The sequence below is a fragment of the Loigolactobacillus bifermentans DSM 20003 genome (assembly GCF_001434575.1).
Taxonomy (GTDB): domain Bacteria; phylum Bacillota; class Bacilli; order Lactobacillales; family Lactobacillaceae; genus Loigolactobacillus; species Loigolactobacillus bifermentans.
In genome coordinates, this window is the sequence record NZ_AZDA01000136.1 from 30513 (window position 1) to 40428 (window position 9916).

The window sequence follows — 9916 nt, forward strand, 5'->3', positions numbered from 1 at the left end:
TGTCCAGAACTTATTACAACTCGCACTCTAAAATAATTAAAAAGGGGCAGGCTATGCCCTCAAACTTCAAGAGTTAGTCCCTGCGATTACCCGTTTTTCGGCTATCGGAATACTAATGATGACGGAAGTAAACGAAATTCGGAAAGGAAAAACTATATTTCTTTCTCATTATGTTTGATGACATAATTCTACATTTTGTATAGCAGGAATTTTAAAAATGTCATTATCCGAAACAATGTTAGCCGAAGCGCAACCTTACCTGTTGGCTAGTGAACAGCATCCCTTTGTTCAAGGCATTTTACATGGGGATTTAACACCAGCACAGCTGCATTACTATGATCAGCAAGATTTAAGTTTCGAATACAACGAAATTGCATTGATCAATACGTTGATTGATTGTAGTACCACCACTCAACAAGCTTTGGTGTTCCAAAAACGTCAGTCCTTGCAGTTTGCTTACATTGCCCCTTGGTTAAACCGTGGTGGTGCTGATATGCCCCATGATTGGGCGGGCTTAAAACAAATTCCGATCCAGCCGATGAATCAATTGTACCAACAACACATGACAGGTACGCTAGACAGCCGCAGCGTACTACAAATCCTGCCGGCTTTTGCGGCTGGTGAATGGCTCTACGTTGAACTTGGTGAATTTGCCAAAAAGCAAGTTCGTGATGAATCACCAGCCTATCGCAATTTACTCACCTTTGACACAGCTGCCTTTCACGGCCCAGATGGCTATTTACAGCAGTTTTGGCAAATCATTGACCAAGCAGCACATCTGGCGACACCCGCAGAACAAGCACAAGCTAAAGCAACTTTTCTCAAAAGTTGTTTACTTGAATGTTATTTTTGGGAAGCAGCTTACCAGTGTGAAACCTGGGCAGACTGGCAAAAACGTGCATTAACCCGTAAGCCATGATATACTGAATCGCGAACGTATATTCGCCAACTTTTAGAAAGAAGCTGATGCCATGCAACGCTGTGATTGGGCTGAACATGCGGATTCCTTAATGACTGCTTACCACGATCAAGAATGGGGCGTGCCCACAACCGACGAACGCAAGACCTTTGAATTGTTAACCTTAGAACTCATGCAAGCTGGCTTAAGTTGGCAAACCGTTTTAAATAAACGCGACCATTTTCGGCAAGCTTTTGACAATTTTGAGGTCACTAAAATTGCGCGTTATGACGATCAGGCCGTCCAGCGTTTACGCCACGACGCTGGCATTATTCGTAATCGCTTAAAAATTGCAGCCGTGATCCACAATGCGCAAGTCCTAGTTGCTTGGCACCAACAAGGCCAAACGTTAAACGACTGGCTGTGGGCTTATGTGGCCTATCAGCCGATTGTCCATCGTTATGCGACGATGGCAGAAATGCCTACACAAACCCCTTTGGCACAACAAATTAGCAAGGATCTTAAAAAAGCTGATTTTCGATTTGTCGGTCCAACGATCATCCAGTCATTATTACAAGCTTTAGGTATTTTTGACGACCATTTGGCAGGCTGTCAAGTCCACCATATCCAATAAAAAAGTCGGTGAATCCTGAATTGAATTCACCGACTTTTTTTATTTCGTCTGTTGTTTTGCTTTTAAATCTTTTTCTAAATCACGCACAATTTCAGCATGGCGTTTTTCAGTTAAAGTGACTTTGGTTAAATAAACTAAAGCAGCTAACACGATCAATACCATTGGTGCATAGAACATGTAGCTCTTGAAGTTTAACAGTTCACCGGCAGAAATGCTGCTTGGCTTGGCGTTACCTACCATACCAGAATGGACAGCCGCTAAACCGACAACGCCCATGGCAATGGCCCCTGCTAATTTATCGATCAAAGGTCGAACTGATAAGGTAACGGATTCGTTACGGTTACCGTTTTTCCACTGGCCATATTCAACACTATCCGTAATGGTCATTAAAGCAGCCAAGAAAATCATTGGATATGGGAAGAAGAAAATCGAAACGGCAACCAATACAACGATCAAGTGCGAACCAGCGAATAAGAACATCCCATAACCGATCAGCATCATCACAATGCCACCAACATAAATGGCCCGCCGTTTAACAATGCTAACGATCGTTGGGAATAAGATCACAGAGATAATCCCTAAAATTGCCGTGATGACACCCACCAACCAGAATTTACCACTTTGACCTAACACATAAGTAAAGTAGTAGGCTAACAATGAATTTGTTACCACGTAACTTAAGGCAAACAAGAAGTAAGACAAGGCTAACCACATCAATTGATCATTTTGACCAATCACTTTAAAAACATCGCGGAAACGAACTTTTTCAGCACTTTCACGAATTAAGCTCTTCTTTTCTTTGGTTCCAAAAGCAGCTGCTAAAGCCCCTAAGAATGAGACCAAGGCAATCACGGCAGCAAAACCTAACCAACCTGCCCGGGTTTTGGTATCACCACTGGTACCAGAGAACGTTTTTGAGAAGAAAATCACCAACGGGAAGATCACAATGGGTACCCCTTGTGCCCCTAAAGTGGACCCAAAACGACCGATCGTCCCAAACTTTGCCCGAACCTTGGAATCGACGCTTAAGGCCGGTAGCATTGACCAGAATGAAATATCTTTAAAAGAATAGAAGATATCAAGAATCACAAAGACTAAACCGAATAATGCTAAATACAGGTATGGCTTACTGGTGGCCAACCCACCGAAGTTGGTGAAAATCAACATTAACATCACAGAACTAATCGCCGCCCCAGTCAACAGCCAAGGCTTGAACTTGCCCCAACGAGTTTCCGTATTATCAACGGCGCCACCGATCAGTGGATCAAACGCAATTTCAATGATCCGAATCACGGTCATTAAGATCGTCACATAACTGATCATTTTCGTATCAAACGCTTTATTGCTGGTATCGAACAATTGACTGGTAACAAATAACATGAAATAAGTACTTAATGTGGCATAAAACGCATCATGACCGAAGGCCCCAAACGCGTAAGATGTGTATTGTTTGATCTGTTTCATTCTTCATTCACCCTTTCGCGCCTAGTAGCGCCGTTCAATGATCTTTTGTAAAATCTGGTTACGCTGTTCTTCTTTTGCAATATCAAATTGTGTTTCCTCTAAATTATTGAAATCTTGAACCAGTAAGAGCGCTTCCAAATAAAGCCGTAATTGACGTTTGATATAGACTTTATCATCTTCACCAGGTTGCATCACATTGCCCGCTAAAATGGTTTGGGCAAACATTTTAGGATCGATTAAAATTTTATCCGATTTGTTGTTCATCAGTATCCCCCACAGTCTTCTTTAGTTTAATTAAGTAAATAAATAAGTGCATTTAGCGATTAAGTGACAACAATCGACTTATCAATCGCTTAAGTAAGTTGTTGTTCCTTAACTGATAGATTAAGCATACGCGATAGCGCTTTAAAAATCAATAGTTGCTTGAGTAATATTTACTAAATACCATTATTGTTTTACGAACCAAGTGTCGCTACTTGCCATTTAAGCTTAAATTCGTTATATTAACAGTAGTATATGACTGACGGAAAAAGTGGAGTAACCACGTGAAGTATACGAAAAAATGCCGACCGTCTGGGCGATGTCTGCCTGGACTGGTGGGCATTTTTTATGGAGGAAATTGATGCAACCTTTATCACTACGTTATGGCACAAACCCTGATCAAACACCGGCAACGTTCACTTTTCCTGGCAACCAAGCAAGTCCGCTAACCGTTTTAAACGGTCAACCTGGCTATATCAACTTATTAGACGCTTTAAATAGCTGGCAATTAGTCCGCGAATTACAAGCGGCCACCGGACTTGCCGCTGCAGCGTCTTTTAAACATGTCAGTCCAGCAGGTGTCGGCACCGCCGTTCGTTTTGACCAAACCCTTTGTCAAAGCTATCATTTAACCACCTGCCCAACGTCTGCCATTGCGATTGCTTACGTGCGGGCACGTGGCGCCGATCGCATGTCTTCTTATGGCGATTTCATTGGCTTATCTGCAAAATGCGACGCCGAAACAGCACGCCTTATTCAGCATGAAGTATCAGATGGGATCATTGCCCCAGCTTACACGCCTGAAGCGCTGACGATTTTAAAACAAAAAAAACGTGGCCGTTACTTGATTTTGCAGATTGATTCCGATTATACACCGGCCGAACCAACAACCACTCGCCAAGTATTCGGCTTTGAATTGACACAGCCACGTTCGCAACAAACCATCACACCTGCATTATTAACCAATATTCCCACTCAGCAAACCAAGTTACCGCAGTCAGCCGTTCGTGATCTATTAATTGCATTGATCACCACCAAATACACCCAATCGAATTCCGTTTGTTACGCTTATGATGGTCAAACGATTGGGGTTGGCGCTGGTCAGCAATCCCGGATCCACTGTGTTCGTTTAGCTGGTGGCAAAGCTGACCGTTGGCTTTTGCGGCAACATCCTTTGATTCTTGGGCTCCCTTTCCAACCGACCGTTAAGAAGGTTACCAAAGATAACGTGATCGATCAAATTCTTGAAGTGGGTATCACAAGTATCCTAGCTGACCATGTTTGGGAACAATATTTTACCCGCCAGCCCGTTGAATTGAAGCAATTAGATCGTACTGCTTGGCTGAAGCACTTCCAGAACATCAGTCTGGCTTCCGACGGTTTCTTTCCTTTTAGCGATAACATTGAACGCGCCGTTAAAAGCGGCGTCCGCTATATCGCCCAGCCTGGTGGTTCGATTCGGGATGACGCGGTGATCGAAGCCTGTGATCGGTATCATATGACCATGGCCATGACGGGTTTACGATTATTCTGGCATTAAAAAATAGATCACAACGTTGGCAGACGTTGTGATCTATTTATTTGGCTATTTAGCCGAGTTCTTTGCTCTTTTCCGTCGCCGCATGGACTGCCGCAATCACGGCTGCCCGCAAGCCATTATTTTCTAAAGCCTGAACCCCTGTAATCGTGGTTCCACCTGGTGACGTGACCATATCCTTTAATTCACCAGGGTGTTTGCCGGTTTCAAGAACCATTTTAGCGGAACCTAGCACTGTTTGGGCCGCTAATTCGTAAGCCAGCGGCCGAGGCAAGCCATCCAATACCCCAGCATCCGCTAAGGCTTCAATGAAAATATAAACAAATGCTGGTGCAGAACCACTTAACCCACAAACCGCGTCCATTAAATGTTCGGTGACAAACTCAGCGCGGCCAAAACTATTAAAAATGGCGCTAGCTGTCGCTTTATCAGCCTCAGTGACTTGTGCATTCGGTGCCAAAGCCGCCATGCCTTCACCAACCAGGGCGGGCGTATTCGGCATTACCCGTACAATTTTATGCGCAGGTGATAGGCCTGCCGTTAGAGTGGCTTGTGTCACCCCAGCCGCAATCGAGATCACCAACGTTGAAACCGGAACTGATCCGCCAATTTCCTGCAATAAGCTTGGTAAAATATTCGGCTTCACCGCAAACAATAAGGTGTCCGTTTGGGTTGCCAGTGTTTTAGCAACCGTCACTGGTTGAATGCCTAATTCAGCTGCAAGCTGATCTAAGGTTGGTTGATACACATCATACACGTAAATATCACTAGGCTGATAAAGGCCTGCCTTCAGCAAGCCCTTCATAATGGCTTGCCCCATGTTGCCACCGCCAAAAAAGCCAATTGTTTTTGTCATACTGAAACCCCTTTCGTTATGCAAAGCTCTGTTCTGTTCGATTAATGATCTCATCCTGTAAATCTCGGCCTAGGTTATTAAAGTAATCGCTGTAACCTGCCACCCGTACAATTAAATCTTCATAATCTTTAGGATGCTGTTGCGCATCTAGCAAGGTTTTTCGATCCACCACATTAAATTGAATGTGGTGACCATCCATCGCAAAGTAGGCCCGCACCAAATGTGCCATATTGCTAATACCGGCCTCACCTGCAACCACAGCAGGCGTGAATTTCTGATTGAGTAAAGCACCACCCGTTTGCAATTGGTCTAACTTTGAGCAAGACCGAATCACCGCTGTTGGCCCTAGTCGATCGGCACCCTTTTCAGGTGAGATCCCGTCTGGCAGCGGTACGCCAGCATGGCGCCCATTTGGACTGGCCTCCATGACTTCACCAAAGTAGACGTGGCACGTTGTTGGTAAAAATTCCACTACAGTTTTCGAGCCTTTTGGTGTTTGCCGCCCTGCAATGGTTTTTTGTAGGGTCACATCCACTGTATGCAACAACTGATCAGCATAATCATCATCATTGCCATATTTCGGAGTTTGATTAAACACGATCTCAAAAATTTGATCATAACCTTTAAAATCTGCATGGCAAGCTGCAATGATCTCCGCCATAGTAAAGTTCTGTGCCTCAAATACATTTTGTTTTAACGCTGCTAGCGAATCAGTAATGGTGGCAACCCCCACGCATTGAATATAACTGGTGTTGTAGCGCGCGCCTCCGGCATTATAGTCCACTGCCCGTTTAATACAATCATCTGTGATCACAGACAACAATGGCACTGGCATTTCTTGCATGTATAACCGTTCGATCATGTTATTACCAGCAATTTTAACATCCACCACATATTTCAATTCTTTTTCAAACGCCGCAAATAGTTCATCGTAGGACGCAAATTGCGTTGGATCCCCCACATCAATGCCGACTTGCTGATTGGAATAATGATCATACCCACGATTTAAAACCAGCTCTAACACTTTCGGAATGTTCAAATAGCCAGTGAGGACATAAGCTTCTTTACCAGCCGTTCCAACTTCAACACAGCCAGAACAAATACCGCTTTCACGTGCATCCGCCATGGTTTTGCCTAAATTTAATAACTCTTGAATAATCGCGTCTGAGTTATAGATTGCCGGTTGCCCCCAACCTTTACGTGAGACTTTCAAGGCCGTTCGCAGAAAATGCTCTGGTGATTTTTTCGAAATTTGAACATTTGAACTGGGTTGCAACAGCTTCATTTCATCCATTACTTCTAAAATCAGATAACTAACCTCACTGACCCCTGTTGTGCCATCTGGCCGTAATGCCCCGGTTTGAATATTACAAAAATCGGTATAGGTCGCACTTTCTTTTAGTGTAATACCAACTTTTGGTGGTGCTGGCTGATTATTGAACTGAATCCAAAGATTTTCTAACAATTCTTTGGCTTCGTCACGGGTCAAACGTCCTGCCGCAATATCCTGTTTGTAAAAAGGTTCCAAATGTTGATCTAATTTACCAGGTGAATACGCATCCCAATTATTCATTTCAACGGTGACCCCAATATGCGTAAACCAGTACATTTGAATGGCTTGTCGGAACGTCTGTGGTGCATGTGCTGGCACCACATCACAAACCGTGGCGAGATCCAATAGTTCTTGGCGCCATTGCGGATCCGTTTCTTCCGCTGCTAAAGCCCGAGCCTGCGCTGCATAACGTTCCCCAAAAATCAGCATGCCGTCACAAACTAACTTCATGCCTTCTAATTCATCTTTTTTGGTTAGCGCATCCACATCCTGATTAAAGTCCAACGCATCGATTTCACGTTGAATATCTGCTTTAAAATCCAAATACCCTTTTTGATAAACCTTGCCATCTGCCACGGTATGGCCTGGGCCACGCTGTTGTAAAAATTCAGTATACAGTCCCGCATCAAACAATTTTTGCCAAGCATCCGGTAAAAAGTGATTCATTTTCGTCATCAAGGCCCGATCCTTCCAGTAAGGAATGATCACATCCTTTTGGATGCGCCGATCTTCGTCAGAGACTTTGAAAAAAACTTTATCCCGATTATTCATATTTTCAAAATCTTGCATGGAATGGCAACATAATTCTGGAAAAGTAGGGGCCGCCCAAGGTCGATCACCTTTTTCCCCAATCACTAGCGCTCCTTTTTCAATGTATAAGGTCCGGTGTTTCATAATGTGTTTAAACGCCAAACCGCGTAACACTGGCGTTGAAACAGCACCTTCATATTTTTGATAGGCTTCGGTTAATAATACGGCGCGCTCCATCGAAATACTGGGCTGACAACCATGGACTGAAATTTCTCGTAATCGTTGAATTCGTGCGGTACAACCGCGCATTTTAGGCTCTGCTAGCATGAATTTTCCTCCTTATTCAAAACGCCACTTTCATCTGATGTCTTTAACGGACAGGTACTTTTATTAAAACGACTTAACCACCAACTTGAACATTGGCATGAGTCGCTGTTAACCTTTGTTGAATCATCGCAATTTGATCGTCACTGGGCCGCTTAAAGTGCTGGGTACAAACACGTCCAAGTTGCGCATACTTGTCGCGCCCAAAATCATGATAAGGTAATAAATCGATTTCCTGTAATTGAATGCCTTCTTGCTGCAACCAATCCTGTAGCCGTTGCAGCATTTCATCAGTGGTATTCAACCCTTCTAACAAAATCAACCGTAAATAAATCGCCGCACCAGCTGCACTTAACCGTTTTAAATTCTCCAAAACCAATATGTTTGGTGCACCGGTGTATCTTTCATGAAGCTGTGAATCAATGAACTTGAGATCGTATAAAAAAATATCGCTATATGGCAACACGGCTTCAAATTGCGACCACGGTACGGCACCGCAAGTATCAATGGCAACAGAAATACCAATTTCCTGTAACCGCCGTGCCAATTCTGAAACGTAAACCCTATTTTGTGCCAACACTTCACCACCAGAAAACGTCACACCACCGCCCGACTGATCGTAAAAAATTTGATCCGCTTGCATGATTCGCACCAGCTCATCAATGCTGTACTGTCGTCCCATGATTTGTTCATGCTGATCCTTATCCAACATTTTCTCTGGTTCAAACCGCTGGCTTTCTGGATTATGGCACCAGTCACAATGCAAGGGACAGCCTTTGAAAAAAATTGTGGTTCGAATACCAGGCCCATCATGCGTTGAAAATTTTTGAATATTAAAAACATAAGGTGCGTCCATTGCCGCCGCCTCCATTTTTAAAACGTGTTTTGCGTATTTTTTCACGAATTTATTAACCGCTTTCATTATATTCAATAAAATGAAATTAATCAAGTGTTAAACCAATTTATTTCATTTTTATGATGTTATCGTTTTCACTTTAAATTAAAATAAATATTATTATAAAAGTAATTTTTATGATTATTCTATTCTTAAGCGCTTTAATCTTTGTTATAATATATACGAACAGTTTGAAAAGGGGTTTTAATTATGAAAATAGGCGAAAAAGTAAAAGCACTTCGTAGTAGAAAAAATCTCACCTTGAAACAACTTTCTGAATTAACCAACCTTTCAACAGGCTTTCTGTCTCAATTTGAGCGTGGTATTACCACGATTGATGTTGACCACTTAGAATCACTGGCAAGTATTCTAAACGTCAAAATCAACTACTTTTTTGATGACAGTATTTCAGAAGAATCCGTGATCATGCGCGGTTATAACCAACCCGTTACCAGCGAAATGAATCAAACGATCTACAAAAGTCTCAGCAAATATCCAGAAGACAAAGCAATTGCACCTACTTTAGTTGAACTTTTACCGAAAGGTGAACATGAATCACCAAATCCTTACGTTCATCCTGGTGAAGAATTCATTTACGTGCTTGACGGCGTCTTAACCTTGTTATATGGTGACCGCGTGGATAAGCTCTACGCCGGCGACAGCGCACATTTGCTGTCAACGCACCCACATAATTGGGATAATGAATCGAACCACATTGTTAAACTGCTGGTCGTTCATTACCCTAATGATCACCAAAACATGACTAACGAGGCGTAATGCCAATCAAACGATCAAAACCCACGTCAGTTTTGATCGTTTTTTAGTGCTTTCAGCGCAAAACAAGAACGGCCCTATCTTCTGACTTGGCGAAGATAGGGCCGTTCTTAAAGTGATATTCTCTTATCAGTCAAAAAAACAGTCTAACATTGGTGGTGAATCGTAATTTGACGGAATTATGATTCAC

At 43.0% G+C, this 9916-nt stretch carries 9 protein-coding genes and 1 riboswitch; of the genes, 4 read left to right on the forward strand and 5 right to left on the reverse strand.

The annotated features are described in order from the left end of the window. Window positions 1-217: 217 nt before the first annotated feature. Together FC07_RS13970 and FC07_RS13975 are read left to right on the forward strand one after the other, a co-directional pair. On the forward strand, window positions 218-919 hold the full coding sequence (locus FC07_RS13970; RefSeq protein WP_057905705.1) for a thiaminase II/PqqC family protein: 702 nt from the start codon (window positions 218-220) through the stop codon (window positions 917-919). 52 nt (window positions 920-971) lie between these two features. Beyond that, window positions 972-1532: a DNA-3-methyladenine glycosylase I gene (locus FC07_RS13975; protein WP_057905706.1), complete on the forward strand. Its 561-nt coding sequence runs from the start codon at window positions 972-974 to the stop codon at window positions 1530-1532. 39 nt (window positions 1533-1571) lie between these two features. Here FC07_RS13975 and FC07_RS13980 read toward each other — a convergent pair whose 3' ends face one another. Next, entirely contained in the window at window positions 1572-2996 is a 1425-nt protein-coding gene (locus FC07_RS13980; protein ID WP_057905707.1) for a glycoside-pentoside-hexuronide (GPH):cation symporter, read from the reverse strand. A gap of 21 nt (window positions 2997-3017) precedes the next feature. Then, complete coding sequence (locus FC07_RS13985) at window positions 3018-3260, reverse strand: hypothetical protein (protein WP_057905708.1); 243 nt, start codon at window positions 3258-3260, stop codon at window positions 3018-3020. A gap of 242 nt (window positions 3261-3502) precedes the next feature. Beyond that, a riboswitch (ZMP/ZTP riboswitch) is annotated at window positions 3503-3582 on the forward strand. Window positions 3583-3618: 36 nt separating this feature from the next. Here FC07_RS13985 and FC07_RS13990 point away from each other — a divergent pair. Then, the gene (locus FC07_RS13990) at window positions 3619-4797 is read left to right on the forward strand and encodes a phosphoribosylaminoimidazolecarboxamide formyltransferase (RefSeq protein ID WP_057905709.1); all 1179 of its coding nucleotides are present in this window, start codon (window positions 3619-3621) and stop codon (window positions 4795-4797) included. 49 nt (window positions 4798-4846) lie between these two features. On the opposite strand, the gene proC is transcribed toward FC07_RS13990, so the two are convergent. The 3 genes from proC to FC07_RS14005 form a co-directional block, all read right to left on the reverse strand. Next, entirely contained in the window at window positions 4847-5650 is an 804-nt protein-coding gene (gene proC / locus FC07_RS13995) for a pyrroline-5-carboxylate reductase (protein ID WP_057905710.1), read from the reverse strand. Window positions 5651-5666: 16 nt separating this feature from the next. After that, window positions 5667-8060: a trans-4-hydroxy-L-proline dehydratase gene (gene hypD, locus FC07_RS14000; protein WP_057905711.1), complete on the reverse strand. Its 2394-nt coding sequence runs from the start codon at window positions 8058-8060 to the stop codon at window positions 5667-5669. 73 nt (window positions 8061-8133) lie between these two features. After that, window positions 8134-8913, reverse strand: coding sequence for a 4Fe-4S cluster-binding domain-containing protein (locus FC07_RS14005; protein WP_057905712.1), 780 nt, complete (start codon window positions 8911-8913; stop codon window positions 8134-8136). A gap of 249 nt (window positions 8914-9162) precedes the next feature. Here FC07_RS14005 and FC07_RS14010 point away from each other — a divergent pair, with 249 nt between their 5' ends. Continuing rightward, the gene (locus FC07_RS14010; RefSeq protein WP_057905713.1) at window positions 9163-9729 is read left to right on the forward strand and encodes a helix-turn-helix domain-containing protein; all 567 of its coding nucleotides are present in this window, start codon (window positions 9163-9165) and stop codon (window positions 9727-9729) included. Window positions 9730-9916 lie beyond the last annotated feature (187 nt).

Coding starts and splice junctions, on each gene's coding strand:
- FC07_RS13970 (WP_057905705.1), top strand. CDS start 218: ATGTCATTATCCGAAACAATGTTAGCCGAAGCGCAACCTTACCTGTTG.
- FC07_RS13975 (WP_057905706.1), top strand. CDS start 972: ATGCAACGCTGTGATTGGGCTGAACATGCGGATTCCTTAATGACTGCT.
- FC07_RS13980 (WP_057905707.1), bottom strand. CDS start 2,996: ATGAAACAGATCAAACAATACACATCTTACGCGTTTGGGGCCTTCGGT.
- FC07_RS13985 (WP_057905708.1), bottom strand. CDS start 3,260: ATGAACAACAAATCGGATAAAATTTTAATCGATCCTAAAATGTTTGCC.
- FC07_RS13990 (WP_057905709.1), top strand. CDS start 3,619: ATGCAACCTTTATCACTACGTTATGGCACAAACCCTGATCAAACACCG.
- proC (WP_057905710.1), bottom strand. CDS start 5,650: ATGACAAAAACAATTGGCTTTTTTGGCGGTGGCAACATGGGGCAAGCC.
- hypD (WP_057905711.1), bottom strand. CDS start 8,060: ATGCTAGCAGAGCCTAAAATGCGCGGTTGTACCGCACGAATTCAACGA.
- FC07_RS14005 (WP_057905712.1), bottom strand. CDS start 8,913: ATGGACGCACCTTATGTTTTTAATATTCAAAAATTTTCAACGCATGAT.
- FC07_RS14010 (WP_057905713.1), top strand. CDS start 9,163: ATGAAAATAGGCGAAAAAGTAAAAGCACTTCGTAGTAGAAAAAATCTC.